Source organism: Ruegeria sp. CE12, assembly GCF_056537525.1.
In genome coordinates, this window is record NZ_JBQFRS010000046.1 from 1 (window position 1) to 1,378 (window position 1,378).

Consider the following 1,378-nt stretch of genomic DNA (forward strand, 5'->3'; position numbering starts at 1 on the left):
TAGCTTTGGCTCCTTAGGGAGGATGATTTCGGCATCCCATAGTATACAATTGAGCAAATGGGAAGCGTGAAGGTTGCCGCAGCACAAAATTTACAAGGGCCTCACCCGAGGATGATCAGCCAAATTGATGAGGTCAAAACTGTCACGCCCGTGCCAACCAAAACCGAACTGGCCGCAACGCGCCGCCCTGCTCCATACATATTGGCAAACAGATAGGCATTGGCGCCTGGGGCCATCGCGGCGGTGATGACCACAGATTTCAGATCATCACTGGGAATATGCAAAATCTGCGATCCCATCATCCACCCAATTGCGGGATGCACAATCAGCGACAGGATCAAGACCATCGCGATCACCCGAACCTCGCCCTCAGGGCGATAACGATAGAGCACCCCACCCAAGCCAAACAGCGCGGTTGGCAGGGCTGCACGGGCCAAAAGGCCAATCCCATCCTCAACAACAACGGGCATGCCAAGCCCGATGAAATTCACAACAAACCCCGCCCCAATGGCCAAGGTCAGCGCATTGCGCGACAGCGCGCCCCCCACGGCAAGGGCCAAGATATGCGGGGCCACGCGGCCCGCCTTGACCCCCTCCATTGCGGTCACGCCCACCAGATAACAAAACGGGGCATGCAGCGCGACAATGGCAAAATTCCCTGCAAGGCTATCGGGGCCATAAGCGCGCTCCATGATCGGCAGGCCCAACAGCACGGAATTGGCGAACATGGCCACAAACCCAATCGCCACCGCATCTGTCCAAACCCGTCCAAAGATGACGCGCGCCCCGAGCATGCCCAAAAGGAACACAAGGATTGAGCCAGAATAATAGCTCAGCAGCAGCGGGAAATGGAAATCTTGGCTCAGATCAAGCCGCGCAATCGCCAAAAATAGCAGCGCAGGAATCGCAATCCCTTGTGAAAACTTCATGAGAAGGTCAACGCCTGCTTCAGAAAACAAGCCGCGCCAGACCATCACATAGCCAAAGCCAATGACGATAAAGACGGGCAAGACAACTTCGAGAAGGGCGGACATCCTCTAAATATCCAAACTGATGCGCAGCCCATCATAGGCGGGCGAGATATGCGAAGGCAATTCATCGCAAAGCGTTTGATAGTCCAAATCTAAATGCATATTGGTCAAGATTGCGCGGCGCGGGCGGGCGCGGGCAATCCAATCTAGGCTTTGCTCAAGATGCGCGTGGCTTGGGTGGGGCGTGCGGCGCAGCGCGTCCAAAATCCAACAATCCAAACCCGATAGCATCTCCCAGGCAGGCGCAGGAATGTCCGAGACATCAGGCAAATAGACCACGTCACCGATGCGAAACCCTTTCGCCATGATGCGCCCATGTTCCACATCGAATGGCTTCAGCGTCACAG

Annotated in this window: 2 protein-coding genes; both read right to left on the minus strand. The window is 55.7% G+C overall.

Going from position 1 to position 1,378, the window contains the following annotated elements; all coding sequences use genetic code 11:
* Window positions 1-101: 101 nt before the first annotated feature.
* The gene (locus ACR0IO_RS23010) at window positions 102-1,034 is read right to left on the minus strand and encodes an AEC family transporter (RefSeq protein ID WP_340297167.1); all 933 of its coding nucleotides are present in this window, start codon (window positions 1,032-1,034) and stop codon (window positions 102-104) included.
* A gap of 3 nt (window positions 1,035-1,037) precedes the next feature.
* On the minus strand, window positions 1,038-1,378 hold a 341-nt coding region (locus ACR0IO_RS23015), incomplete at its 5' end, for an MBL fold metallo-hydrolase (protein WP_480745164.1).